Origin of the sequence: Citrobacter freundii complex sp. CFNIH9 (genome assembly GCF_002903305.1) — a bacterium.
Taxonomy (GTDB): Bacteria; Pseudomonadota; Gammaproteobacteria; order Enterobacterales; family Enterobacteriaceae; genus Citrobacter; species Citrobacter portucalensis.
The window spans coordinates 1,081,141-1,107,808 of the sequence record NZ_CP026238.1 but is presented as its reverse complement, the minus strand read 5'-3'; the positions used below and the strand labels follow the sequence as shown (position 1 = coordinate 1,107,808).

At 50.7% G+C, this 26,668-nt stretch carries 22 protein-coding genes, 1 pseudogene and 1 CRISPR repeat array; of the genes and pseudogenes, 4 read left to right on the top strand and 19 right to left on the bottom strand.

The features are described from left to right. The first annotated feature begins 76 nt into the window (after positions 1-76). Complete coding sequence (locus C2U43_RS05605) at positions 77-1,123, top strand: aminopeptidase (RefSeq protein WP_103284785.1); 1,047 nt, start codon at positions 77-79, stop codon at positions 1,121-1,123. A 91-nt stretch (positions 1,124-1,214) separates the two neighbouring features. After that, a CRISPR array of direct repeats spans positions 1,215-2,341; the repeat unit is 29 nt; unit sequence CGGTTTATCCCCGCTGGCGCGGGGAACAC. An 84-nt stretch (positions 2,342-2,425) separates the two neighbouring features. On the opposite strand, the gene cas2e is transcribed toward C2U43_RS05605, so the two are convergent. From cas2e to casA, 7 genes are read right to left on the bottom strand one after another with little or no spacing between them, the layout of a single operon-like run. Then, positions 2,426-2,719: a type I-E CRISPR-associated endoribonuclease Cas2e gene (gene cas2e, locus C2U43_RS05600; protein ID WP_079934201.1), complete on the bottom strand. Its 294-nt coding sequence runs from the start codon at positions 2,717-2,719 to the stop codon at positions 2,426-2,428. Positions 2,720-2,721: 2 nt separating this feature from the next. Next, the gene (gene cas1e, locus C2U43_RS05595; RefSeq protein WP_103284784.1) at positions 2,722-3,639 is read right to left on the bottom strand and encodes a type I-E CRISPR-associated endonuclease Cas1e; all 918 of its coding nucleotides are present in this window, start codon (positions 3,637-3,639) and stop codon (positions 2,722-2,724) included. After that, the gene (gene cas6e / locus C2U43_RS05590) at positions 3,639-4,343 is read right to left on the bottom strand and encodes a type I-E CRISPR-associated protein Cas6/Cse3/CasE (RefSeq protein ID WP_103284783.1); all 705 of its coding nucleotides are present in this window, start codon (positions 4,341-4,343) and stop codon (positions 3,639-3,641) included. Before cas6e ends, cas1e begins: the two co-directional genes overlap by 1 nt. Continuing rightward, positions 4,343-5,068, bottom strand: coding sequence for a type I-E CRISPR-associated protein Cas5/CasD (gene cas5e / locus C2U43_RS05585; protein WP_103284782.1), 726 nt, complete (start codon positions 5,066-5,068; stop codon positions 4,343-4,345). Before cas5e ends, cas6e begins: the two co-directional genes overlap by 1 nt. Before the next feature lie 9 nt (positions 5,069-5,077). After that, the gene (gene cas7e, locus C2U43_RS05580; protein ID WP_079934197.1) at positions 5,078-6,136 is read right to left on the bottom strand and encodes a type I-E CRISPR-associated protein Cas7/Cse4/CasC; all 1,059 of its coding nucleotides are present in this window, start codon (positions 6,134-6,136) and stop codon (positions 5,078-5,080) included. A gap of 22 nt (positions 6,137-6,158) precedes the next feature. After that, positions 6,159-6,761, bottom strand: coding sequence for a type I-E CRISPR-associated protein Cse2/CasB (gene casB, locus C2U43_RS05575; RefSeq protein WP_079934196.1), 603 nt, complete (start codon positions 6,759-6,761; stop codon positions 6,159-6,161). Between the two features lie 15 nt (positions 6,762-6,776). Further along, positions 6,777-8,312 carry a type I-E CRISPR-associated protein Cse1/CasA gene (gene casA / locus C2U43_RS05570; protein ID WP_103284781.1) on the bottom strand — a complete coding sequence of 512 codons (1,536 nt, stop codon included), beginning with the start codon at positions 8,310-8,312 and terminating at the stop codon, positions 6,777-6,779. Between the two features lie 355 nt (positions 8,313-8,667). On the opposite strand from casA, the gene C2U43_RS05565 reads away from it, so the two are divergent. Beyond that, the gene (locus C2U43_RS05565; RefSeq protein WP_103284780.1) at positions 8,668-11,367 is read left to right on the top strand and encodes a CRISPR-associated helicase/endonuclease Cas3; all 2,700 of its coding nucleotides are present in this window, start codon (positions 8,668-8,670) and stop codon (positions 11,365-11,367) included. A 44-nt stretch (positions 11,368-11,411) separates the two neighbouring features. Here the strand turns inward: C2U43_RS05565 and cysH are convergent, their stop codons facing one another. From cysH to cysJ, 3 genes are all read right to left on the bottom strand, one after another. Continuing rightward, entirely contained in the window at positions 11,412-12,146 is a 735-nt protein-coding gene (gene cysH / locus C2U43_RS05560) for a phosphoadenosine phosphosulfate reductase (protein ID WP_044713393.1), read from the bottom strand. An 83-nt stretch (positions 12,147-12,229) separates the two neighbouring features. Further along, on the bottom strand, positions 12,230-13,942 hold the full coding sequence (gene cysI, locus C2U43_RS05550; RefSeq protein WP_103284779.1) for an assimilatory sulfite reductase (NADPH) hemoprotein subunit: 1,713 nt from the start codon (positions 13,940-13,942) through the stop codon (positions 12,230-12,232). After that, positions 13,942-15,741, bottom strand: a complete 1,800-nt coding sequence (cysJ, locus tag C2U43_RS05545) for an NADPH-dependent assimilatory sulfite reductase flavoprotein subunit (protein ID WP_103284778.1) — start codon at positions 15,739-15,741, stop codon at positions 13,942-13,944. The genes cysI and cysJ overlap by 1 nt, the downstream gene beginning before the upstream one ends. Before the next feature lie 430 nt (positions 15,742-16,171). Between cysJ and queD the strand changes: the two genes are divergently transcribed. Then, on the top strand, positions 16,172-16,534 hold the full coding sequence (queD, locus tag C2U43_RS05540; RefSeq protein ID WP_003825707.1) for a 6-carboxytetrahydropterin synthase QueD: 363 nt from the start codon (positions 16,172-16,174) through the stop codon (positions 16,532-16,534). A gap of 91 nt (positions 16,535-16,625) precedes the next feature. On the opposite strand, the gene queE is transcribed toward queD, so the two are convergent. The 3 genes and pseudogenes from queE to C2U43_RS05525 all read right to left on the bottom strand — a co-directional run bounded on the left by queE (position 16,626) and on the right by C2U43_RS05525 (position 19,613). Continuing rightward, on the bottom strand, positions 16,626-17,297 hold the full coding sequence (gene queE / locus C2U43_RS05535) for a 7-carboxy-7-deazaguanine synthase QueE (protein WP_003034139.1): 672 nt from the start codon (positions 17,295-17,297) through the stop codon (positions 16,626-16,628). A 71-nt stretch (positions 17,298-17,368) separates the two neighbouring features. Then, positions 17,369-18,058, bottom strand: coding sequence for an N-acetylmannosamine-6-phosphate 2-epimerase (locus C2U43_RS05530; protein ID WP_032944829.1), 690 nt, complete (start codon positions 18,056-18,058; stop codon positions 17,369-17,371). Then, positions 18,058-19,613, bottom strand: a pseudogene (locus C2U43_RS05525) (maltose/glucose-specific PTS transporter subunit IIC). The gene C2U43_RS05530 and the pseudogene C2U43_RS05525 overlap by 1 nt, the downstream one beginning before the upstream one ends. Positions 19,614-19,778: 165 nt before the next feature. Between C2U43_RS05525 and C2U43_RS05520 the strand changes: the two are divergent. Further along, on the top strand, positions 19,779-20,603 hold the full coding sequence (locus tag C2U43_RS05520; RefSeq protein ID WP_071445304.1) for a MurR/RpiR family transcriptional regulator: 825 nt from the start codon (positions 19,779-19,781) through the stop codon (positions 20,601-20,603). Between the two features lie 216 nt (positions 20,604-20,819). Here the strand turns inward: C2U43_RS05520 and C2U43_RS05515 are convergent, their stop codons facing one another. From C2U43_RS05515 to mazG, 6 genes are all read right to left on the bottom strand, one after another. After that, complete coding sequence (locus C2U43_RS05515) at positions 20,820-21,167, bottom strand: hypothetical protein (protein ID WP_071445302.1); 348 nt, start codon at positions 21,165-21,167, stop codon at positions 20,820-20,822. A gap of 4 nt (positions 21,168-21,171) precedes the next feature. Then, on the bottom strand, positions 21,172-21,957 hold the full coding sequence (locus C2U43_RS05510) for a DUF4225 domain-containing protein (protein WP_071445300.1): 786 nt from the start codon (positions 21,955-21,957) through the stop codon (positions 21,172-21,174). Between the two features lie 12 nt (positions 21,958-21,969). Continuing rightward, on the bottom strand, positions 21,970-22,284 hold the full coding sequence (locus C2U43_RS05505; RefSeq protein WP_071445298.1) for a hypothetical protein: 315 nt from the start codon (positions 22,282-22,284) through the stop codon (positions 21,970-21,972). 195 nt (positions 22,285-22,479) lie between these two features. Further along, entirely contained in the window at positions 22,480-23,778 is a 1,299-nt protein-coding gene (gene eno, locus C2U43_RS05500; protein ID WP_003034129.1) for a phosphopyruvate hydratase, read from the bottom strand. 87 nt (positions 23,779-23,865) lie between these two features. Next, a complete protein-coding gene (pyrG, locus tag C2U43_RS05495) occupies positions 23,866-25,503 on the bottom strand; it encodes a glutamine hydrolyzing CTP synthase (RefSeq protein WP_003034127.1) in 1,638 nt (545 codons plus the stop codon). A gap of 350 nt (positions 25,504-25,853) precedes the next feature. Continuing rightward, positions 25,854-26,645 carry a nucleoside triphosphate pyrophosphohydrolase gene (gene mazG / locus C2U43_RS05485; protein ID WP_103284777.1) on the bottom strand — a complete coding sequence of 264 codons (792 nt, stop codon included), beginning with the start codon at positions 26,643-26,645 and terminating at the stop codon, positions 25,854-25,856. Positions 26,646-26,668 lie beyond the last annotated feature (23 nt).

The window sequence follows — 26,668 nt, the reverse complement described above, 5'->3', positions numbered from 1 at the left end:
TTCCCTTTCAGTGATCTACTATTCCGCGCAGCTATTTAGCGGCTGAAAATTTCTGCTTGGTATTTAAGGACTCATCATGTTTCTCGCATTGCGCCACCTTCTTGCAGCCATGGCGCTCGGCGCGTGCTTCATCCTTCCCGCACAGGCAACATCTTCGAAGCCCGGAGATATCGCAAATACCCAGGCTCGATATATCGCAACGTTTTTCCCAGGCCGCGTGACGGGATCTCCGGCAGAAATGTTGTCTGCTGATTATATACGTCAACAATTTCAGCAGATGGGTTATAGCAGCGATATTCGGACGTTTAATAGCCGTTATGTTTATACCGCCAAAGATAACCGTAAAAACTGGCATAACGTAACGGGAAGCACCGTTATTGCTGCACATGAAGGCAAAGCGCCGCAGCAGATTATTATTATGGCGCACCTCGACACCTACGCCGCACAAAGCGACGCCGACTCCGATGCCAATCTGGGTGGATTAACCCTGCAAGGTATCGATGACAACGCCGCAGGTGTTGGCGTAATGCTGGAACTGGCGGAAAAACTCAAAAACGTGCCGACGCAGTACGGTATTCGATTTATCGCCACCAGCGGCGAGGAAGAAGGCAAACTGGGCGCGGAGAACATCCTGAAGCGAATGAGCGCCGCCGAGAAGAAAAACACGCTGCTGGTTATCAACCTCGATAACCTGATCGTCGGCGATAAGCTCTATTTCAATAGCGGTAAGAAAACCCCGGAAGCGGTGCGAAAACTGACGCGCGACCGGGCACTGGCTATCGCGCACAGCCGCGGTATCGTTGCCAGCACCAATCCAGGTCTGAACAAAGACTATCCGAAAGGCACTGGATGTTGTAACGATGCAGAGGTCTTCGACAACGCGGGCATTTCCGTTCTCTCCGTTGAAGCGACCAACTGGAACCTGGGCAAGAAAGATGGCTATCAACAGCGCGCCAAAAGCGCCTCGTTCCCGGCAGGCAACAGCTGGCACGATGTGCGACTGGATAACCAGCAGCACATTGATAAAGCGTTACCGGGCCGGATAGAGCACCGTAGCCGCGACGTGGTACGCATTATGCTGCCGCTGGTAAAAGAACTGGCAAAAGCGGGTAAAAACTCTTAGCACCTTTTTAGATGAAGACGTTGGGCTATCATTTTCGTCCCTGTGCCAGCAGAGAATACGACATCATCGGCTCAATACGTAACGCTAAAATTACCTTATCCCCGCTGACGCGGGGAACACTTTTACATCAGCATCATTATCAAGATCTTTTTCGGTTTATCCCCGCTGGCGCGGGGAACACGCCACGCTGCCTGTTTAAACGGTCGCATAAAACGGTTTATCCCCGCTGGCGCGGGGAACACAAACTAGTCGATATCAGAGGAAATGACCGGGGCGGTTTATCCCCGCTGGCGCGGGGAACACACGAGCGAACGACTGTTTCGCTCAAAACCTCACGGTTTATCCCCGCTGGCGCGGGGAACACAACATCGTATTATCAACAGCGACTTAACCCACCGGTTTATCCCCGCTGGCGCGGGGAACACGAGGCAATGCATAAGCGGCTGACAACGGTTTACGGTTTATCCCCGCTGGCGCGGGGAACACGAATTAAAGTGCCGGTACGCCTGATGCCAGCGCGGTTTATCCCCGCTGGCGCGGGGAACACAACAGGCGTTCGTTCTCGCTCACGATGATCAGCGGTTTATCCCCGCTGGCGCGGGGAACACCCTGAACACCGGCGAATTAGTGCTGATCGACACGGTTTATCCCCGCTGGCGCGGGGAACACCTGGTTTAAAGGCGGCCACGCTTGGGAACGCGCGGTTTATCCCCGCTGGCGCGGGGAACACCATACGGAGTTGATGATGTGGAAGAACAAAATCGGTTTATCCCCGCTGGCGCGGGGAACACTTTTAAACCGCCGGAGGAAAGCCAGCTCCTTCCGGTTTATCCCCGCTGGCGCGGGGAACACTAGGTGCGCTCATTGCCGTCCTGATCCGCGGCCGGTTTATCCCCGCTGGCGCGGGGAACACCGGGGCGTTCAACACACCTGCCGAGGTTAAATCGGTTTATCCCCGCTGGCGCGGGGAACACAAATCACAGAGAAGGGCGTGAAGGTTAAATTCCGGTTTATCCCCGCTGGCGCGGGGAACACATGTACTGGAAAGACAGCCCGCGCCAGTGGTACGGTTTATCCCCGCTGGCGCGGGGAACACATTAATAAATAATCAGGGATAAATAAATGATTCGGTTTATCCCCGCTGGCGCGGGGAACACGACTTAAACGCGGGCATGTTTTCGCGGTAATACGGTTTATCCCCGCTGGCGCGGGGAACACTCTAAAACTACCCAACTGAATTTTAAGCCTTTTTTGGCATACAAGAAATCCACCAACTTTTCCGTATTTTTAAAGATCGCTAACTCATTGATTTAAAACAGGCAGAAACGACACTAATCGTAATCCATCGAGATCCACCGGAATACGTCGGTTTTCACCCCACGTCTGAAATTCAAAGCCCGACTCCGTATTCGTTGCCCACGCCATGACAACGTTCCCTTCTTCTGCCAGAACGGAGACCTGTTGCCATATCATCTCGCGGATCTTCGTTGAAACATTACCAACGTATACACCAGCTCGAATTTCCAGCAACCAGACGGCAAGTCGGCCTCGCAAGCGAGGTGGTACGTTTTCTGTAACAACAACCAACACACTCATCGTTAGTTACTCCGATGGCCAGAATCCCCCACAGAAACAGGAAGTGGGATTGCGATGGGCTGTGAATCTTCAGGAGGTAACGGCGGTTGGATTTCACCTGCTGCGAGAACATCTTCGATAAGAGGTATTAATTTAGCCAGCGTTTTACCGCTACGAAAAATATCCCGGCAAGCAAGGCGGACTTCGCGATCGGGATCGGTAGGATTACGCTTTGCTATTTCGAATGCTTTCGGTACGACGGTATCAAATTTAATGATATCAGCGATGTCATAAACAAAAGATAGTGGCTTCCCCGTATGCACAAAACCGATCGCAGGCGCATACCCAGCTGCCAATGTCGCCGCTTCCGTCACACCATAAAGACAGGCAGTTGCTGAGCTGATGCATTGATTAATCACATCGCCTTTTTCCCAATCTTTCGGATCGTAACGACGCCCCTGCCACTTCACGCCATATTGCTTCGCCAGCAATGCGTAGGTTGCCCGTACGCGACTACCTTCAATGCCGCGCAATTGTTCAACGGAACGACGGCTTGGCGCGGGTTCGCCAAAACGTAACTCAAACATTTTACGCACTACCTTCAGCCGCAAATCCTCATCCAGTGCGAGTTTCGCCTGATAAAGCAATTTGTCTGAACGAGCCCCGCCCGGCTGCCCCGAAGCATAAACACGAACGCCTGCTTCCCCCACCCACACCAGCAATGTCCCCACCGTCGCGGCAAGACGTACTGCCGCATGGGAAACACGCGTCCCCGGTTCTAGCATGATGCAGGCAACCGAGCCAACGGGGATATGTGTACGAACGCCCGTTTTATCGATCAATACAAACGCGCCGTCGATAACATCAATCTGCCCATACTGGAGAAAAATCATCGATACGCGATCTTTTAACGGGATGGGGTTCAACGGTAGCCAGGCCATCAGCGCTTCCTTTTCACCATCAGCATTCCGCAGCCCAGCGCTTTACTCTTACCTAATCCAGAATACAGCGCCTGTTCAAATCGTGAGGCATCAGTAATGCAAAGCGTTCCACTAAAATCAACGCTACTGAAAGCAATCGACTCTTCCCGATCGTTACGGACAAAACGATGTTGTTGATAGGCTTGCACACACCCACAACGCGCCTGCATTTCACTCTGTTCCGCGCCTGCCCACTGGGCGAAATCATCAGTCTCCTCCTCAAGCAAACGGAAACCATGCTGCTGCCCTTGCCTTTCCAGCCAGGCCTGTGCAGCCTGCTGTTGCAGCTCCCACCATTGTTCCTGCGCGACTCCCTGCGTTTTTGCCTGAAACTTCGCATCCATCATCACATCGCTGCGCTTACCGTTACGAGTAATGACAGGATTTGCGCGAAGTTGAAAATCAAGCATAAGACCATTGGTCAGCTGTGGATTAAACGCTTTGGTTTCAACGAGAAACAGGGAATGCTGAGCTAACGGCGGTATCGCCGAAAGCATGAAAAAACCGCCATGCGCTTCCTCACGAAATAAAAACTGACGTGACTCTTGTTCAGGAAAAAGCTGCCATAGCCATTGGTGGCTGGCATAAGGCCTGGCTGAATGCCATTTTTCCAGCATTTCCGGTCGCAATTGATTAAACCGAAGCTGGATACGAGAAAGATACATTATGTTCTCTCCTGTAAGGGGCCATAGAACCGGGTATAGCTACCAAACTGCCAGCGCTGGCGGCTAACAGGTTGATTATTGCTATGCTGCTTTTGCTGCCAGACCAAACTCGCTTCGTCAGGATCGTCCCAGTAACAAACGCCTTCACGCAGGGTAAAGCCGCTTAACTCCGCAGCGGACAGCTCCTCAACAGCCTGAGTGAATATCTCTTTTAACGCGCCCGTCATTAAACGTGGTGCCAACGGTAACGCCAGAGGGCAAGATTTTCGCCCCAAATAGAGAGGGAAATGTGGGGTCAGTAGCGCCGCTCGCATTTCGCTAAGCGTATGCGGTGCATCGGGCGTTACACTTATTGCCACATGCCAGTAGCCATCGCAGCGATATTCCCGCTGCGAGATCAGAGTACCTACTTCATCCGGCGCGAGAGTCAATTCATCCCGGCGCGTGTAGTAGCGATACTTTTTATTTTCTCGCGGCGCGCTAACCGTGTGATAATCCCGCAACCAGCGATCTTGTGAAGCTAGCGCGTGTACCGCCAGATGGTAATGCTGATTAAAGCTATTCAGCCGCTCTTCTTCGTCACGACGAATTCCTAGCGCAGCGGCAAGTATCCCCAATAATGCGGATCGCGTGGGAACCGTTGCAGAATGGCGAATCTCGCCAGATGCTTCTTCCCCCCACGACGCCAGCGGTGCATAGAGCTGGAAAACCAGATATTCCTTCATTATTCATCCTTACTGGCTAACAAAGGCCAGTAATTCCGCCAGAGAACCCGTGCCTTCCTGAACGTTCAGCTCGCGATAATCATCAGCACAATTCCCGTATACGCTATCGAAACTCGCGCGCTGCTGTGTTAAACGGGCGATTGCTGCGGGAATTTGATCGGTATCACGCACTGGCTGGAAGAACGCCGCCGCCAGAGAACGCGGTTGTTTTTGACCGATTTCCGCCAGCGCATAGGTTGCGTAGGCGCGAGAAGCGAAGCTGTTTTGCTTTCCGGTCGGAGAGACCGTTAACGCCGTTTCGGTAAGCGCGGCGATGGCGCGTTTCGCCAGATCTTCATTACCGCCGAGGTTTTCCACCAACAGATCGCGGCTAATGCAGACATAGGTATAGAAAAGCGCTGAGGCAAAACCTTGTTCGCCCATATGTCCGGAGCCTGCGTCTTCTTCTTTATTATTCAGATCGTCAACGGCGGTGAAAAAATCAGATTCAACGGTCACAGCGCTTACGCCCAGCGCATGCGAGACCTGACAGGCCGCCTCTACGTTAAACTCCGGTGATGACGCCAGCATACGCCCAAACAGCGCCATATCTACGCTTCGCTGCTCTTTGCGTAATAGCTTCACTTCTTCATCGCTGGGTTCGCGTTTTTCGGCAATTAGCGTATCGACCAACTGTTTGATCAAACTAATTTCATGGTTGCTGACGTGAACGATCTGTTCAATTTCAAGATTCTTTTCTTCAGGCGCGTTTTTGTCACTTTTCAGTTTGCCGAACTGCGCCGCAATTTTCTCCGCTGCGCTTTTCGCTGTTTTCCCAATAACGCCAGCGGCAGTCATCGGGCGATAAACATAATCCACGCCAATTCGGCGGGTACGCTTACCCATAAATCCATCCATCGCGCCCTCAAAGGTTTCCGACACACGCCAGGCGCGTTTCAGGCTTTGCGACGAAACGCGCAGGCGCTCTACACCGCCCATATAAGCCGTTTTCGGGCGTCCGGATTCATCACGGTTCAGGTTAGCAGGCGCATAAGCAGTCAATAAATGCAGTTGAATAAAAGAGGTCATCGTTAAATCCTTCTAAAAATGATTATTTGCCGCGCGACATGGAAAGGTATTCATTCGCCCAACGTGTACGGTTGCGTTCAAAGGGATTGGCGGGTTCCGGCTGATGGTTTTCGCGTCGTTGCCACTCTTCCATCCACAGGAATATTCCATCGGCCAGCGACAGAACATTCACCCCTTCTGTTCCACGAATTTTCACCGCCTGAATCAACAACAGACAAAACGTCTCCGGGTCGGACGCTTTTTGTAAACGTTCAAAACGCAATGCAGAAACGCACGGCGTGGAACCTTTTAGCTTTTCCCCCAGTTGCGCGGCAAAACTGGCTTTTTCCTTATGACTCTTAATATGTGCGGCAACGCTGACAAACAGCGCCAGCGCCATTTCATCAAGAGGTTGCAGCGGCATATGTTTCAGTAGCGCCTGACGAAGCGCGTCATACCCCTCGCACATCATCACGCCATAAGGCGGCGCCATTCTTTTCAACTCAGCCCGCCAGGCTCGACCGTTGATTCGTTTATCATCTTTGCGCTCATAGCGCTCAGACAGCGTGGCAAACCAGTCAAGGAGCGCTTTCTGCGCGTCAGAGTTGAGAATTCTGCATAACGCTGCGGTATTACTGTTCAGCATATTTAGATCCTTCGGTTATTCGACCAGCGCCAACACATCCTTGCGCGCTTTATGTTTACGATAGCTGCTGGCAAAATCCTGCCTGGCCGTCAGTTGGCGCAACAGGATATCGTCCGGGCAATCGGGGTTGGTCAGGGCATCACGGTCAAAAACGTGAAATAAATAACGCGCTAATTCCTGCTCCCACTGGCGAACTGCGCGGTGAGTCAGCGGATTTTGACGTAATGGGTCAGCAACCAGCGCCTCTTGCAGTACCCGAAAAGCAGGCTCAGTTTCCTGCCAGAAGGCGATATCAACCATGCTGAAATCCATTTTGGCTTCTTTCGGCGTCTCGAATTTGGCGCTCTTTAAGGCATTCCTTAATAACGACAACGCCTCGCTAGCCAGCACCAACACGGTATTCAGCGCGGCAAGAAATTGCTCTTCATGGGAAACACTAATGAGGGGAATACGGTTCTGATACCAGCAGCGAGCCTTGGCATTCTCCATATCAAATGCAAAACACCACAGGCTCATGTTGTTCCGCTGACCGGCGGCACGAACTACCTTCGCAGGCTGCATTTTGTTGAACTTATCCTCGCGATTGAGCATCAGCCCCAGCCAGTCTTTATAACTTAACCCGCCTGGTTGCCCTTTTAACGCCAGCCATGGCGCAGAAGGATCTTTCAGCGCCTGCCGATAAGGAGAGAAGGGATGCAGCCAACTGTCGTACTGAACGCCATAGTTTTTACTGCGCATTTGCAGTAACAGCGACTCATGATGTTCTCCGCACAAATCGCAGATACCTGCCATAGTCTGGGAGAAATCCAGCTCGATACGCCGCGGCATTCCCCAGTAAGCTTGCAACGGGTGGGCATTTTCCGGCGTCACCACATTTCCGGCATTTTCACTGGTTTTTGTCGGCGCAAGCCACGGGAAAATAAGGGGATACTGTGCGACGGTAGGCTTAGCCTCCTGCGGTAAGACGTTTAGCCAGAGTTTTTTCCAGAGTGGGTATTTATCTTCTTCCTGCGGTACCACCAGCGTGGTGAGCGGACCACCGCCGCGCATTCCGACCCGGTAGCCCGCCCCACCGGCAGGTGAATTGGCTTGAATCGCAAACAGCGCTATCGCCGCACAGTGCGGGCAAATTTGCTCCACATTGCCGCGTTTAACAAAATGATCTTTATTGAGCTTAAGCGTATTGCCGCCAGGCGCATCGACTAACAACCCGGCAATAGATCCATATTCGCTATCCAGAGGATCGAAACTTTGCAGGAAGGAGGGCTTTTGCTCGCCGAACTGTAGAGCCAGAGAGAACGTTGTTAACGTCTTCTCCCATTGTTCGAATTCGATACCGTCATGCCAGATATCAGCCCATTCTTCTTTATCTTCCGGCGCGACGGTACATTGCAAAATACCAATCAGCATTTGCCATGCCGCCCCCTGAAAATCGGCCCGAGGGTATGCAAGATCCTGAATATTGTTATCCAGAAGTTCGCTTAATGATATTCTCTTTTTCTCGCCGCTTGAGAATATGACGGGAAGCCATTTCTCTCTGGTTAAATCCATAGAATTACTCCTGTAAGACTATTTCTCAAGCCAATTGAAATATTACCTACCCACAGGTAAGCTCCGTTCTGAGATTTCCATTTAATACTTCCATTGGAGTTATACTCCATTTTTTCAAAAACGAAAACATAAATAAAAAGTAGATACAGTCTTAAATCATACAATGTATTTTTTATTATTATTTGTTATCTTTAATACGTTCCCTTAAGTTATGGGATAAACCGTAGATACAGTCTGAATAGCAAAACGTTCCCCGCGCCAGCGGGGGTAACCTCAGTTTTTCTCAAAAAGCCCAATAATTTACTTACTCTGTATTAAAATGGACATCATTTATCTTCCTCCTTACAGTAAAAAGATGACGCAAATAGAAAACATTGACTACCTCCGATATTGGGGGAAAACCAATAAATCAACTAAAAACATAATTAATAATTATCATTTATTGGCATACCATTGCCTCGATGTTGCCGCATGCGGGTATTACATAATTGAAAACAATATATTTGACTCTAAAGATATATTACAGAAATGCGGCATTACTGGCACGGATGCCGAAAACTGGTTAATCTGGTTTCTTGCCAGTCATGATATTGGAAAATTCGCCAGAGGATTTCAAAGATATGCAGAATTCCCCGACTCCCCTTTATTTCCTCCTGTTAGTGGGATTTCCGCATTTGAGAGACATGATTCCTTAGGATTCTATTTGTGGGGGAAATTATTTGAAGCGTGGTGTTCAGGTAGTAATGAAATTATCGCAGGCATTGAATCTGAAAACCGTGCCAGATTTGAAAGCCCCTTAAATACCTGGATGCTCATTAGCACCGGACATCATGGCATCCCACCGGAAACCATGAAGAACAGAAGTTCATTGGCATTCGCTGATGAAGATATTGTTGCAGCAACACATTATCTGGAAGCATTAAGTCAGTTATTCCCCTTTACGATCCCGCAGGAATGGAAGACTAAAGCAGGCAGAAAATGCTTAAAGCAACATAGCTGGTTTTTTGCAGGTCTCGTCACCCTCGCTGACTGGATGGGATCTGACGAAACGCAGTTCCCTCTGCTTAGCCAGCCTATGCCATTGGTCGATTATTGGCCTCTTGCTTGTGAAAAAGCGCAGCAGGCCATTCTTAAAATGCCCCCGTTATCGCAGCATAGCCATTATCAGAGCCACCAGGCATTATTTCCGTTCATTCATACGCTGACCCCACTGCAGGAGCGGGCAACCACATTAGATATCTCAGCCCCCGGCCCACAGTTGGTTATTCTGGAAGACGTTACCGGAGCCGGCAAAACAGAGGCTGCGCTGATCCTGACTCATCGTTTAATGTCAGCCAATAAAGGCCACGGTCTCTACGTTGGACTACCGACTATGGCCACTGCAAACGCCATGTATAAACGTCTGGCCGCGGCCTATCACGCGCTTTTTACCGATGATTCCAGACCCTCGCTAATTCTGGCGCACGGTGGGCGAGAAATGACTGACGCCTTCCGACAATCTATCTGGCAACCAGATAGAGATACGGCGAAAGATTATGCTCACAATGATGGTAACGCGAACAGTGAGTGCCACGCATGGTTTGCCGATTCACGCAAAAAAGCGCTGCTGGCAGAAGTTGGCGTCGGAACGCTTGATCAACTCTTAATGGCCGTCATGCCTTTTCGCCACCAGTCGCTCCGCCTGCTGGGAATGCGCGATAAAATTCTGTTGCTGGATGAGGTCCACGCCTACGATGGCTATATGGTGAAATTACTGGAAGGGCTATTGAGATTCCATGCCGCACAGGGGGGCAGCGCCATTATTCTGAGTGCGACGCTTCCTGCCGCCTTACGAGAGAAACTACTCCACGCATTCAATGACGGTGCCGATTTTACGGCTACTGAAACCAACGAGGATGCGGGCTACCCCTGGCTAAGCCATCTATCTTCCAGCGGTCTGCTGGAGCAACCGCTGGATACGCGCCCCGAGGTCCAACGTACCGTAACCATAAAATGGATACAGCAACGCCAGCAAGCGTTGGATATTATTTATCGTGTTGTGGCAGCCGGGCAATGTGTTTGCTGGATTCGTAACACGGTGGATGATGCGCGAGACGTTTACCAGCAGTTACTTCACGAAGGAATGCTGCCAGAACAGGATCTGTTACTTTTCCACAGTCGCTTCGCTTTTACCGATCGTATTGATATTGAAAATAAAACGCTCAGTTGGTTCGGTAATAACGCTCCCGTTTCAGAACGACGGGGTAAAGTATTGATCGCCACGCAGGTCGTTGAACAGAGCCTCGATCTGGACTTTGACTGGATGATCTCCGATCTGGCCCCCATTGATTTATTAATCCAGCGCGCTGGTCGTCTGCAACGTCATATCCGCGATGCTGATGGGCAGCGTAAACCCACATTGCCTGATGGTCGCCAGCCACCGGTATTGCATATTCTGGTGCCGGAATGGCAGGAACAAGCTGAAGAGGGCTGGCTGGGGCAAGAACTAAAAGGAACCGGCTTTGTTTATGCCGATCATGCCTGTTTGTGGCGTACCCAGGCAGTGCTGCGCCAGCACGGAGAAATCCGTATGCCAGAAAACGCCAGAGCATTAGTGGATGGCGTCTACAAGCAGGAGATAGCTGCTCCGGCGGGCTTACAGACACTTTCCGATATTGCCTTCGGTAAAGTACTCAGCCAACGATCAGTTGCCGCACAAAATCTGTTACGTCACGATCTCGGTTATGATCGGGAAGCCAGCGATTTTTTATGGGACAAAGACAGAGAATTTTCGACTCGCCTGGGCGAAGAGAGCGTGGATGTTTACCTCGCATGGCAAAATGAGGAGGGTGAGTTTCATCCCGTCGTCGATGAAGGCGATTTCCGATGGGAAATGAGCCGGTTATCAGTACGCCTGTCGTGGTGGCGTAAACAATCAGGCGACTTTTTACTCCCCAGCGATGAACAGCTTGAGCTGTTCCGTAAGAAACAACATCGCCCAGCGGCGCAGATGATTCTGGTTTCGCCAGAAGGTGAAGCGGGTTATTACAATAAACGGACAGGGTTGGGAAACTAACGATAACGCCAGCATTTGTACAATGCTGGCTCATCACGGGTAATTTACCCTTCGTGCAGTCCGCACTCGCGCTTCAATCCGAAGAAACGCGTCTCTTCTTCCGCCATACCCGGCTCCCATTTGCGGGTGGTGTGGGTATCGCCTACCGACAGATAGCCCTGATCCCACAACGGATGGTATTTCAAACCGTGTTTTTGCAGATACTGGTAAACCGTACGGTTATCCCAGTCGATGATCGGCAGAACTTTAAACACGCCGCGCTGGATAGCCAGCACCGGCAAATGCGCACGACTGCCTGATTGCTCTCGACGCAGACCGGCAAACCAGGTTTGCGCGTTCAGCTCCTGCAGCGCCCGGTTCATCGGCTCGACTTTGTTGATGTCATTGTATTTTTCAATACCCTCAACGCCCTGCTCCCACAGTTTGCCGTAGCGTGCTTCCTGCCAGGCCGCACTTTCCTTTGCCCGGTAGACTTGCAGATTAAGCTTAAGCTTGTCCGTTAACTCATCAATAAACTGATAGGTTTCCGGGAACAGGTAGCCAGTATCGGTGAGGATCACCGGGATATCCGGGCGAACCTGATTTACCAGATGCAGGCTCACTGCCGCCTGGATACCAAAACTTGATGACAGTACATATTCACCAGGCAGATTTTCCAGCGCCCACGCTACGCGATCCTCGGCGCTCAATTTTTCCAGTTGGTCGTTGGTTTGTGCCAACGCCATAACGCGTTCAACTTTCGGCAGTTCGTTCAACGCGTTGAGATCGAGTTTGGACATAAGTTCCTCACTGTTTGCCTTGCCTGATGGCGCTGCGCTTATCAGGCCTACCGATTCAGCAGACCCGATAAGTCAATTTCACATTATTCCCAGAAATCCCGGGCGGGATCGAGCACCGGGCGAATAATGCCCGCACGCACCGTAAAGTCACCGAAGCCTTCACCCGCTTCGCGCTCTTTCGCCCAGCGCCCAATCAGTTCATCCAGCGATGCCAGAATTTCCGGCTCGGTGATGTTCTCTTTAAACATCCGGGGAATTCGGGTTCCGATACGGTTGCCCCCTAAATGGAGGTTATAACGCCCGGGTGCTTTACCCACCAGACCAACTTCCGCCAGCATCGCGCGGCCGCAGCCGTTAGGGCAGCCGGTCACACGCATGACAATGTTTTCATCACTCAGGCAGTGCTTCGCCATCAGCGTGTCGATGTTGTCGATAAACGTTGGCAGGAAGCGCTCAGCTTCCGCCATCGCCAGCGGACAGGTCGGGAACGAGACGCAGGCCATCGAGTTTTCACGCTGCGGAGTGACCGCGTTCATTAAGCCACTCTTCTGCGCAATCTTCTCGATCTTCGCCTTTTCACTCTCAGGAACACCGGCAATGATCAGGTTCTGGTTCGCGGTAATGCGGAACTCACCTTTGTGGATCTTCGCGATCTCAAGCAGACCGGTTTTCAGCGGTCGGCCCGGATAATCGAGGATACGGCCGTTTTCAATAAACAACGTCAGATGCCATTTATTGTCGATCCCTTTCACCCAGCCGATACGATCGCCGCGACCGGTAAACTCGTACGGACGGATCGGCTCAAACTTGATCCCCGCCCGGCGCTCAACCTCTTCCTTGAAGGTGTCGACGCCGACGCGCTCAAGGGTGTATTTGGTTTTGGCATTTTTACGGTCGGTACGGTTACCCCAGTCACGCTGCGTGGTCACCACAGCCTCCGCCACGGCCAGCGTATGCTCAAGCGGCAGATAACCAAACTCGCTTGCTGTGCGGGCGTAGGTTTTCTTGTTGCCGTGCTCAATCGACAAACCGCCGCCCACCAGCAGGTTGAAGCCCACCAGCTTGCCGTTTTCCGCAATCGCCACAAAGTTCATGTCGTTGGCGTGCAGATCGATGTCGTTCTGCGGTGGGATCACGACCGTGGTTTTAAACTTACGCGGCAGATAGGTTTGACCGAGGATCGGCTCTTCGTCGGTAGTCGCGACTTTTTCCTGATCCAGCCAGATCTCTGCATAGGCGCGGGTGCGCGGCAGCAGATGTTCGGAGATCTTTTTCGCCCACTCGTAGGCTTCCGCGTGCAGCTCAGATTCATACGGGTTGGAGGTGCACAGCACGTTACGGTTCATGTCGTTGGCTGTCGCCAGCGCGTCCAGGCCGACGGAGTGCAGCATTTGGTGTACCGGCTTAACGTTCTTCTTCAGAATGCCGTGAAACTGGAAGGTCTGACGGTTGGTCAGACGAATGCTACCGTAAATGGTGTTGTCATGGGCGAACTTATCGATCGCCTGCCACTGTTTGGTGGTGATCACCCCACCTGGCAGACGACAGCGCAGCAGCATCGCGTGACGCGGCTCCAGCTTTTGCTCGGCACGTTCGGCGCGGATATCGCGGTCGTCCTGCTGGTACATACCGTGAAAACGGATCAGCAGGAAGTTGTCGCCTTTAAACCCGCCGGTCAGGCCGTCGTCTAAATCTTCGGCAATGGTACCGCGCAGATAGTTGCTTTCCAGCTTCATACGCTCAGCGTCGGACAGTTTGCCTTCGACCACCAATGGTCCTGGATGTTTTTCGCTCATTAGTAGACATCTCGCTGATAACGGCGCTCAATGCGCAGCTCACTTAAAAATTCATCCGCCGCTTCGATATCCATACCACCGAATTCGGCAATCACTTCCAACAACGCCCGCTCAACGTCTTTCGCCATGCGATTGGCGTCGCCGCAGACATAAATGTGCGCACCGTCGTTAATCCAGCGCCACAGTTCCGCGCCCTGTTGGCGCAGTTTATCTTGTACGTAGACTTTTTCTTTTTGATCGCGGGACCAGGCGAGATCGATACGGCTCAGTACGCCCTCTTTGACGTAACGCTGCCATTCCACCTGATACAGGAAATCTTCGGTAAAGTGTGGGTTACCAAAAAACAGCCAGTTTTTGCCTTCGGCTCCGTCAGCCGCACGTTGCTGCATGAATGCACGGAACGGCGCAATCCCCGTACCCGGTCCAATCATAATTACCGGCGTTTGCGGATTCGCCGGCAGACGGAAGTTGTCGTTGTGTTCAATGAACACGCGAACTTCACCTTCTTCTTCCACGCGGTCGGCGAGGAAACTGGAAGCTCCACCAGTACGAGCGCGACCTTCTATCTCATAACGCACCACGCCCACGGTGACGTGCACTTCGCTTTCCACTTCCGCCTGGGAAGAAGCAATGGAGTACAAACGCGGCGTCAGCGGACGCAGCAGTTCAACTAACGCCTGAGCATCCAGTTGTGCCGGAGAGAAGCGCACCATATCGACGATGGGCGTGGTTGCGGCGTAATGCTGCAACTGTGCTTTGTCACCGACTAACGGCAGCAAAGTTTCGCTGCGGGTTAAGGTGGCATAGTTCTCTACGATATTGCCGGTGTTAACCGTCAGCTCGAAATGCCACTGCAACGCTTCAGCGAGCGACAGGGTTTTGCCTTCAACCGTGACCGGCTCATCACCTTTCAGCCACAGCAGTTCAACCAGTTCTTTAACCAGAGCCGGGTCATTCTGATACCAGACGCCCAGCGCATCGCCCGGCTGATAACGCAGGCCAGAATCGCCTAAATCAATTTCAATATGGCGCACGTCTTTTTCAGAGTCGCGGCCGGTAATTTTCTGATTCACCGCAAGCGACGCCGTCAGCGGCGCTTCTTTGGTGTATGGGCTGGTGTGTACTTCATTTACTGCACCGCTGGCGGCAACTTGCACAGACGGTGCCGCAGGCGCACGCGCTTTCAGGACATCAACCAGACGAGCACGCCACTGCGCGGCGTCGGCCTGGTATTCGACGTCGGCGTCGACGCGGTCGAGCAGACGTTCACCGCCCAGCTCAGCCAATTTCGCGTCGAAGTCTTTTCCTGCCTGGCAGAAAAACTCATAAGAGGTATCGCCAAGACCAAACACGGCAAAAGCGGTGTTATCAAGCTTCGGCGCTTTTTTCGAGAACAGGAATTTATGCAACGCCACGGCTTCTTCCGCCGGTTCACCTTCCCCTTGCGTCGACGCCACCACGATCAGCAGTTTTTCATTGGCGATTTGTTTGAATTTATAGTCGCCAGCGTTGATGAGAGTGACGTTGAGCTTCGCGGCGATCAGATCATCGCGCAGGGCTTCCGCCACACGGCGCGCATTACCGGTTTGCGAGGCGGAGATAAGCGTAATGCCAGGCATTTCAGCGACAGGCGCAGTCGCCACCGCGTTGCTGACAGGCTGCTGATTCAGCACGCCCCAAAAATAGCCAGAAACCCACGCAAGCTGTGCGGGAGTTAAATCGGTCGTGGCCGCCTGAAGGCGTGCCAGTTGCTCCGGGTTTAGCGGTAGCAAAGCGGAAGGTGGGGCCTGTGTCGTCATGCGTTGTCATGTTCCAGTAAGCAAAGCGGATTTCAGCAATAAAACCCAAACTGAAGATAAGGTTAACGGCGGGGATAGTAACAATTAAAGAAGGGATGGAAATAACAAATAACCAAATGGACTAACCTGTTTTAGTTATAGTTATTAACAGCAAAACAGATTATATAAACATTTGATATATAAATAATTAATCAATATTGATTGTATGAATATGTAGCTTTGGTGCTGAGCATCCTTTTATACAGTAAATAATTTAAGATGCATCGAGGCGGCAACTGAGCAAGTCCCCAGGAGCTTACATGAGTAAGTGACTGGGGCGAGCAAAGGCAGCCAACAAAGAAGCAGCTTAAAGAATGGCGTGTATAAATAATGATAAAATTTCCTCTTTACGGTACCCTACCGCGGTTTTTCGCATTCTTGAGAGTAAAAAATGTCCACCACCTTGTTTAAAGATTTCACCTTCGAAGCCGCTCACCACCTGCCGCATGTACCGGAAGGGCATAAGTGTGGCCGTCTGCATGGTCACTCATTTATGGTGCGTCTTGAAATTACCGGTGAAGTCGATCCGCATACCGGTTGGATCATGGATTTTGCTGAGTTAAAAGCCGCGTTTAAGCCGACTTACGACAGACTCGATCACTACTATTTGAACGATATTCCTGGCTTAGAAAATCCAACCAGCGAAGTGCTGGCCAAATGGATTTGGGATCAGGTTAAACCTGTGGTCCCTCTGCTGAGTGCCGTAATGGTGAAAGAAACCTGCACAGCGGGCTGCGTATACCGCGGCGAGTGATTATAGGCTTGCCGGATGGCAATGCGTCTTATCCGGCCTGCAACGAGCAACAAACTCTGGCCGGGTAAGCGAAACGCCCCCGGCACAGTTATCAGGCAATATTCAGATACTTATGGGTCTGCATCGACAGACGCCAGTTACGCGCAATACAGGTATCAATGCACAAACGCGTCGCATCTTCTTTCTGGCTGATTGGCTGTAAGGCGATGATTCGCGGTTTGTCGTCACTCAACGTCGCCAGCAGTTCATCCAGCGCTTCAATATCGCGAACGCGACCAACCGGATGCTTGATTTCATTCGCGCGCTCCAGCGCCTGTGACAGCACATCATAGCCACCGCGCATATTCACCTTCGGCGATACGGTCACCCAGGTATTCGGCGTACAGCGTACTTCGTGCGTGCCGCTGGTCTCAATCTGGCAGCTAAAGCCGTTCTTTTCCAGCAGGTCAGTCAGCGGCATCAGGTCATGAATGCAGGGCTCGCCACCGGTGATCACCACGTGACGGGCGGTATAGCCCTGACGCGAAATGACCGCCAGCAGATCTTCGCTGCTCGCAGCACCCCATTTATCGCTTTCTTTGGTCTTGGCCAGGATGCTGTACAGGGAGACTTCCCGATCCTCAAGCTTATCCCAGGTGTGTTTGGTATCGCACCAGGCACAGCCAACCGGGCATCCCTGTAAACGAATAAAAATGGCGGGGACGCCGGTAAAGTAACCCTCACCTTGCAGGGTCTGGAACATCTCGTTAATCGGGTACTGCATAGCGCTCTCAATATGGGGATAAACGATAATTATCGCAGATCCCCGCCAAAGTATCATGCCCCATCGATGCTTTACGAGGCGATCGCTGCGACAAAGCGTGCCGTTATCTGCTGCGGACGCGTGATAGCCCCACCAACCACCACGGTATGGGCACCTAATGCCAGGCATCGTGCAGCACGTTCAGGAGTATCAACGTTCCCTTCCGCCACAACCGGTACGCTAACCGCAGCCAACACATCACGTAAAAAACCGCAGTCGTTTTCCGCCAGCACATGCCCGGCAGTATCAGCGGTATAGCCGTAGAGCGTAGTGCCCACACAGTCAAAGCCCAGGCGCTCGGCGGTCACCGCTTCGTCTACGGTGGCAATATCCGCCATCAGCAGTACGGACGGATAGCGAGCGCGGATCTGCGTAACCAGTTCTTCCAGCGTTTGCCCACCGGGGCGCGGGCGCGCTGTCGCATCCAGAGCAATAATTTCCGGCTCAACGGTCATCAGTTCATCGACTTCCTGTAAAGTGGCCGTGATAAACACATCGCTACCCGGATAATCACGCTTGATAATCCCAATCACCGGCAGGGAGACGCTCTCTTTGATCGCACGAATGTCCACCACGCTGTTCGCACGAATACCTACCGCACCGCCCTGCGCTGCCGCCAGCGCCATACGTGACATAATAAACGGGCTGTGCAGAGGCTCATTTTCCAGCGCCTGACAGGAGACAATTAATTTACCTTTCAGGGAATCCAGTACAGTTTTCATTACGATAAGATCTCTTCGACTTCGTTTTTAATGATGGTGACATGCGGGCCATAAATCACCTGAACCCCGTTGCCGCGAATAATTACGCCACGGGCCCCGGTCGCTTTCAGCGCCGCTTCATCGACCTTGCTGCTCTCTTTCACCGTCACGCGCAGGCGTGTGGCACAACAATCCACCTCTTCCAGATTCTCTTTACCTCCCAGCCCGGCGATCACTGCCGCTGCTCGCTCACTCTGCGGCAGGCCGGATTCAGTCGGCGCTGCGTTTTCACGACCTGGTGTCAACCAGTTAAAGCGGTTAATCAAATAGCGGAAGGTGAAGTAGTAAAGGAAGAACCACGGGATCCCCACCATGGGACGTACATCCAGTTGGTTTTAGCTTCCCCCTGTAGCACGCCGAAGAGGAGGAAATCGATAAGCCCACCCGAAAAGGTTTGCCCGATGGTGATATGTAAAATATGCGCGATCATAAACGCCAGACCATCGAAGAAGGCGTGAATGACGTATAACACGGGTGCGACAAACAGGAATGAGAACTCGATAGGCTCAGTGATCCCTGTCAGGAAAGAGGTCAGTGCCGCAGACAACAGCAGACCGGCGACAAGTTTTCTGTTCTCAGGCTTGGCGGTGTGGTACATCGCCAGACATGCGCCAAGCAGGCCAAACATCATGGTGATGAAGCGCCCTGACATAAAGCGCGAGGTGCCCGCATAGAACTGCTGCGTATTCGGATCGGCAAGTTGCGCGAAGAAAATACGCTGCGTACCTTCAACTAACTGGCCGTTGACGATTTCACTACCGCCAAGCGCCGTCGTCCAGAACGGCAAATAGAAGATATGGTGTAACCCCAGTGGGCCAAGCATACGCAGGATGAAGCCGTACAACAGCGTCCCCAGATAGCCTGTCGCATCCACCAGACCACCCAGTCCAAAAATGAGTTTCTGGAAATGCGGCCAAACCACCGTCATGACCGCACCCACGACAATCGCGGCAAGGGAGCTAATAATCGGTACAAAGCGCGAACCGCTGAAGAAACCAAGGAACTGAGGTAATGAGACTTTATTGAAACGGCTATGCAGCGCGCAGGTGACAAGCCCAATCACCACCCCACCGAACACCCCCGTTTCCAGTGTCTGAATACCCAGCGTCATCCCCTGGCCTACGGCACCGGGATTCTCGTGTGCCAGCGTTCCGTTGAGCGTCAATAAAGCGTTGATGGTGGCGTTCATCACCAGAAATGCCAGCAATGCCGCAAGCCCAGCGGTGCCTTTATCCGTTTTAGCCAGTCCTACTGCAACACCCACCGCAAAGAGCACCGACAGGTTGGCAAACACAATAGAACCTGCGCTGGTCATGATCGTGAAGATTGCCTGTAACCAGTCAACGTCCAAAAACGGATAAGCAGTCAATGTGTTTGGATTCGACAGCGCGCCGCCAATCCCTAACAACAGCCCCGCAGCGGGCAGTACCGCAATCGGCAGCATGAACGATTTGCCGAACCGCTGTGCCTTTTCGAACCATGCGCCCGATGAAGCGCCGCTAAACATTTGCATCATTTTTTCATCTCCCCGATTAATGATGAAAATTTTTACCATATTTAATTTGTAAAATGAAAATTATCATCAAAATCCAGGAAGTCGATCATACTTTTTTAAAATGACTGGCATCTCTCCCCTGCTTTCCGCCACACTATCAACAGAGAAACGCATTAAGGATTTTGCATGTCAGAAAATGAAAACCTGCTGCTGAGATTGCGCCAGGGCGTTGACGGATATAGCCGAACACAGCAGAAGCTGGGAGAGTTTGTGCTCAGCGATCCGGCAAAAGTTGTCTACCTGACGATTACCGAACTGGCGCGTGAAAGCGACACCAGCGAGGCGAGCGTCACACGTCTGTGCCGCGCACTAGGGTGTAAGGGTTATAACGAATTCAAAATGGCGCTGGCACTCGATCTCCAGCAAGGACAGCCGGTAGAGCACAGCGGAGATGAGATTGACAATGTGGTCAATGAATCCGTACAAGCGCTGCAGGACACAGCAAAATTACTCGACAGGACATTACTGGAATCCGCCGCTTTGGCGCTGCATCAGGCCCAGTCGGTACAGATTTATGGCGTAGCGGCCAGCGCTATTCTGGGTGAGTATTTACATTACAAACTCCTGCGCCTCGGCAAACCTGCACAATTGTTCAGTGACATGCATCGTGCAGCCATGAACGCCACAACGCTTAACAAAGACACGCTGGTGGTAGCGATTTCCAGTTCAGGTTCGACGCGCGATCTACTGCATGTCGTTAAACTGGCGCGTAAGCAAGGCGTGCGCGTACTGGCGTTAAGTAATACGCCGCGCAGCCCGTTGGCTTCGCTGAGTGATATTCAGCTGGTCGCAGCCAAACCGGAAGGTCCGTTGAGTGCTGGCGCGCTAAATGCCAAGGTGGGAGTGATGCTGTTAGTAGAACTGCTCACCACGTCGCTGATTGCGCTGGATGATCAGTACAGCGATGTGAGTCAGCAAACGGCGAGTGCAACCCTACCGCTACTGCTTTGAAGCCATCGATGTTTTATCGTTAAGAGTCAAAGAACAGGATTACAAACAATAATGATGGGGACGCCGGCAAAGTTCCCCCTCTTCTTGCTAAGTCTGGAACATCTCATGACTGAATGCTGCTAGCATTCTCAGTCTGAAAATAAGCAAAAATTCTCACAGACTCCGGGAACGGGTTATACGCTGCGACCGTTTAAGGTAAGATTCCCCGGTTCTCATTTAAATCCCTCGTAACTTGATATAAACTTTCCATACTTTAAAATAATTTTTATGAAACCGACAGGTTAACTCAATAACAAAAAACGATAAGCCGAATATTAAAAAAAAAGCCCATAGTTCCCTGGAAGATTCTTGTGCAATCGAAAAGACAAAAAAAGATATAACTAAAAACAGAATAACATCAACTTTAATGATATTTGCATCTGTCAATAAATAGGCTTTTTGTATATTTACTTTATTTTCATTAGCAAAGCGGATAAGTTTCTGTACTTTATATTCACTTAAACCCGCAAGTTTAATACTTTCAATTAAAGCTTTATCATTCTGATCATATGTTTTGAAGAACATTTCCTTATTCCCTCAATTCGGTCCAGTTAGTACTTTCTCCACCAAGAAGTTGATAAATAGTGAATCCGCTAACTGTATCGCCAATTAACTCATTAGTCCCCCCAACAACTCCCAGGTTTCTCCAGCTGCGAATATAATCTTCCTGTATATAGTGGAATAATTTCCATGAATCTGTTCTCAACATCCGCGTTGAAGCTGAACCGAAAGACAGAATAAGATCTCCCGTTGAAAAAGCAATATCACCATCCTTGTCATCCCCACCCAAAAGCTTTGCTGCCTGGCGGTAGGCATACCTCAAAGGCATTCTCTTAGGATCCTCATGATATAATAAATAATAACCATTTTCCCAAACATTCTCACTTCCCTGCATCATTAAAGGGATCCCATAACTTTTACATGCAGCATCAAGGCTTGCTTTACACAAACCAAACCCACCGATAACTTGCATTGCTCCACTAATGAATCCAACTCGCTTTAATGTTATTGTAAGCGAAGAGTGCCGTCCTCTTTCTCGTTCAGCTATTGCATATAATTTAATAGCCCCCATCCTTAATTGCATATGATATTTAGTTAAAGACATATGGTATTCACGTAATCTATCCATCGCCCTACCGAAATCTAATTTCCCATACCGATATTCATCAAGGCAATCTGATGTAAATCTATGTTCCTCAATCATATATTTTGAACCTATAGCCGGATCATGAATATATTGAAAACTGATATCATAGACAAGCCGGTCAATCTTTTCTTTTTCACGTTGCAAATTCATTAATCCATAACTACTCAAAATAACCTCCTGTTATTTCCCGAACAATTTATATTGAATCTTAATGCTCCAGATTAAATTTGTGACAAAGGGCGTAAAGAAGAGTGAAATGAGACCTACACCAATACAGAAGAGAACGTTTACTATGAAGAAATCTATACCCTCAGAAAGTGATGAAAAAATCACAGCCAATAGCAAAGCCGCACACCAGGCATAATATTTCCAGGCATAGAGAAAAAATGCCCGACTTAAGCTGATATTTTTCAGTTTTGCCAACTTTATCAGGATAGCAGCATCCTTTTTTTTCATGCCCGCTTTCGCCAGTATGTCTTCCAATTCGTTATTCATTCAATATTTCTATTATTGTTAATGATAAATATAAAAAATACATACAAAATAACCACATCATTAAATTACTCTTAATAAAATAATAACAAAGTGAGAAAGATCAAATTGTTCATCAAAATTTTCAATTAAGAATAAATTACAGACATAAAAAAACCCGCCGCAGCGGGTTTTTACGTTAAGAGTTAAAGAACAGGATTACGCCTGACCTTTGATCTCTTTACGACCGTTGTACGGTGCTTGTTCACCCAGAGCTTCTTCGATACGAATCAGCTGGTTGTACTTAGCAACGCGGTCAGAACGGCTCATAGAACCAGTTTTGATCTGGCCTGCAGCGGTACCAACAGCCAGGTCAGCGATGGTAGCGTCTTCAGTTTCGCCAGAGCGGTGAGAGATGACAGCGGTGTAGCCAGCGTCTTTCGCCATTTTGATCGCAGCCAGAGTTTCGGTCAGAGAACCGATCTGGTTGAATTTGATCAGGATGGAGTTAACGATGCCTTTTTCGATGCCTTCTTTCAGGATCTTGGTGTTAGTTACGAACAGATCGTCACCAACCAGCTGGATTTTGTCGCCCAGTACTTTAGTCTGGTATGCGAAACCGTCCCAGTCAGACTCGTCCAGACCATCTTCGATGGACACGATCGGGTACTGTTTGGTCAGTTCTTCCAGGAAGTGAGTGAATTCTTCGGAGGTGAATGCTTTGTTGCCTTCGCCAGCCAGAACGTATTTACCGTCTTTGTAGAATTCAGAAGCTGCACAGTCCATCGCCAGGGTGATGTCTTTGCCCAGCTCGTAGCCAGCTGCTTTAACCGCTTCAGCGATTACAGCCAGAGCTTCAGCGTTGGAACCCAGGTTCGGCGCGTAGCCACCTTCGTCACCAACTGCAGTGTTCATACCTTTAGCTTTCAGAACTTTAGCCAGGTTGTGGAACACTTCAGAACCCATACGAACGGCTTCTTTCAGAGTCTTAGCGCCAACCGGCTGAATCATGAATTCCTGGATGTCGACGTTGTTGTCAGCGTGCTCACCACCGTTGATGATGTTCATCATCGGAACCGGCATGGAGTATTTACCCGGAGTACCGTTCAGTTCAGCGATGTGTGCATACAGCGGCAGGCCTTTTGCAGCAGCTGCTGCTTTGGCGTTCGCCAGGGACACAGCCAGGATGGCGTTTGCACCGAAGTTGGATTTGTTTTCAGTACCGTCCAGATCGATCATGATCTTGTCGATGCCAGCCTGATCTTTAGCATCTTTACCCAGCAGAGCCTGAGCAATTGGGCCGTTAACAGCTGCAACAGCTTTCAGTACGCCTTTACCCATGAAACGGGATTTGTCGCCATCGCGCAGTTCCAGTGCTTCGCGGGAACCAGTAGAAGCACCTGACGGAGCTGCTGCCATACCAACGAAACCACCTTCCAGGTGTACTTCGGCTTCAACAGTCGGGTTACCACGGGAGTCGATGATTTCACGACCGATGATTTTAACGATTTTGGACATTAGATTTTCCTCAGTACAAGTTAAACTAAAACTCCAGACAAACAATGCACCCTAATGGGTGCATTGCCGTTCTAACTTATTTACTTCTTACTTCGCCTGACGCTTCTGATGTTCACTGGCGGCTTTCACAAAGCCGGCAAACAGCGGGTGCCCATCACGTGGCGTGGAAGTAAATTCCGGGTGGAACTGACAGGCCACGAACCACGGATGATTCGGTACCTCAATGATCTCGACCAACTGATCATCACCGGAACGGCCTGCAATACGCAGACCCGCAGCTTCAATCTGTTTCAACAGCATATTGTTGACTTCGTAACGGTGGCGATGGCGTTCAACAATTGTCGGCGCGCCGTACAGTTGACGAACCAGGCTATCGTCGCTCAACTGACACTGCTGCGCACCAAGGCGCATTGTGCCGCCCAGATCGCTCTTCTCAGTACGGACTTCGACGTTGCCGTCTTCATCGCGCCATTCGGTAATCAGGGCCACCACCGGGTACTTACAGTCTGGCACAAATTCCGTGGAGTTGGCGTTATCCATACCCACTACGTTACGTGCAAACTCAATCAACGCAACCTGCATACCCAGGCAAATGCCCAGATAAGGAATATTGTTCTCACGCGCAAAGCGCGCCGTCGCGATTTTACCTTCAACACCACGGTAGCCGAAGCCGCCTGGGATCAGGATTGCATCAAGACCTTTCAGGATCTCAACGCCACGCGTTTCGACATCTTGCGAATCGATCAGCTTGATGTTGACGGTGACACGATTCTTCAGACCACCGTGCTTCAGCGCTTCGATAACTGACTTATAGGCATCCGGCAGTTCAATGTACTTGCCGACCATACCGATAGTCACTTCGCCTGCCGGATTCGCTTCTTCGTAGATAACCTGTTCCCATTCTGACAGATTAGCTTCCGGACAGTTCAAGCTGAATCGTTTACAAATATAATCGTCAAGGCCCTGAGATTTCAACAGGCCCGGGATTTTATAGATGGAATCGACATCTTTCAGAGAAATCACCGCTTTTTCCGGAACGTTACAGAACAATGCAATTTTTGCACGTTCATTAGCCGGAACTGCGCGATCGGAGCGGCAAATCAGGATATCTGGCTGAATACCGATAGAAAGCAGCTCTTTTACAGAGTGCTGAGTCGGTTTAGTTTTGACTTCACCAGCCGCCGCCATGTACGGAACCAGCGTCAGATGCATAAACAGCGTGTGCTCACGGCCAATTTCTACGGCCATCTGGCGAATCGCTTCAAGGAACGGCAGAGATTCGATATCCCCAACGGTTCCGCCGATTTCGACCAGAACAACATCATGACCTTCACCGCCTTCCAGAACGCGCTCTTTAATGGCATTCGTGATGTGCGGGATAACCTGAACTGTTGCGCCCAGGTAGTCGCCACGGCGCTCTTTACGCAGAACGTCGGAGTAGATACGACCCGTAGTGAAGTTGTTGCGGCGGCTCATTTTGGTACGAATGAAACGCTCATAGTGACCCAGGTCCAGGTCGGTTTCAGCGCCGTCTTCGGTAACGAACACTTCCCCGTGTTGGATTGGGCTCATAGTACCTGGATCGACGTTGATGTACGGATCCAGTTTCATCATGGTTACATTGAGGCCACGGGCTTCAAGAATGGCTGCCAGGGAGGCTGCGGCAATGCCTTTTCCCAGAGAGGATACGACCCCGCCGGTCACAAAAATATAGTTCGTTGTCATGCTGGACCTGAGAAGTTAGGGTGAAACGATGGAATTACCAAGACGGGAAAGTAGTATACCCGAACATGACGAGCGCCACAAACTTTCATTATCCCCTCTCCTTCGTTCTTCAAGCCGCACCGGTGTTGGCTTCCTTCACTCACCCCAGTCACATAGCATTTCTATGTTCCTGGGGATTCTTTCAGTCGCCGCCTTGTTGCGACTCGAATAACTCGAAGAGGCAGTATACAAGGTGTTTCATCAACATAACGGGAAGAGAAAATAGCCTCTTTTGGGTAAATGTTTTTGACGTAAATCAAGCGCTTGTTATTTAAAAAATCACACAAATCGCCCTTGACCGACGAAATCCCTTAGAGATCAATTTCCTGCCGTTTTACCTGTTGCCAGACTTCTTCCATAGTTTCCAGATCAACACCAGTCATTTCCAGACCGCGCGAAGCCACAATTCGCTCAACTTCACGAAAACGCCGCTCAAACTTCTCGTTCGCTTTCTGCAATGCGGTCTCTGCTTGAGTGCCTAAATGCCGGGCCATATTAACCGTAGCAAACAGCAGATCGCCCATTTCCTCCTCCAGTTTAGCCTGGTCGACAACAACCTGCTTAGCCTCAAACATGACTTCGTCGATCTCTTCGTAAACCTTGTCGACAACCGGTCCTAATGTTTTCCAGTCGAAACCAACATTTGAGCAGCGTTTCTGGATTTTTTGGGCGCGCATTAATGCCGGTAAACTGCGGGGAATATCGTCGAGTGCGGAATGCTGTGCCTTCTGGGCACGTTCTTCACTTTTGATTTTTTCCCAACGGGTCAAAACCTCAGTACTGTTACTGGCAGAAACATCAGCAAAAACATGTGGATGACGGCGTTCAAGTTTATCGCTTATCGCAGCACAAATATCATCGAAGTTGAAGCGCCCTTCTTCCTGCGCCATCTGGGCGTAAAACACCACCTGGAACAGCAGGTCGCCCAGCTCTCCGCGCAGGTCGTCAAAATCTTCACGCGCAATCGCGTCCAGCACTTCATAGGTTTCTTCGAGGGTGTATGGGGCAATAGTGGAGAATGTCTGCTCTTTGTCCCACGGACAGCCGTTTTCCGGGTCGCGCAGGCGCTGCATAATACCGAGCAGTCGGTCGATTTGATTCATTGGGATATCCTGAAATTTCAATA